Annotated in this window: 1 rRNA gene; it reads left to right on the top strand. The window is 43.9% G+C overall.

Features of this window, described 5'->3' with window-relative positions:
* Positions 1-135: 135 nt before the first annotated feature.
* A 16S ribosomal RNA gene (locus tag EXZ60_RS19115) occupies positions 136-255 on the top strand; the annotation flags it as partial.

Genomic DNA, 255 nt, shown 5'->3' with positions numbered 1-255 from the left:
TACTTGATTTTGGCACAGTCAATTCATTGTTGTTCTGTTGGAACAACAATAGCTTTAAAATTACTTTTTTACTTTCGAGTAAGAGCAGTTTTGAAGTCAGTATTCATTGAGCCGGTCTTAGGACCAACAAAACTTTAATTGAAGAGTTTGATCATGGCTCAGATTGAACGCTGGCGGCAGGCCTAACACATGCAAGTCGAGCGGCAGCACAGAGGAACTTGTTCCTTGGGTGGCGAGCGGCGGACGGGTGAGTAA

The organism is Vibrio sp. 1151_11 (assembly GCF_029478525.1).
Lineage (GTDB): Bacteria > Pseudomonadota > Gammaproteobacteria > Enterobacterales > Vibrionaceae > Vibrio > Vibrio anguillarum.
This window is presented reverse-complemented; position numbering and strand designations above follow the sequence as displayed.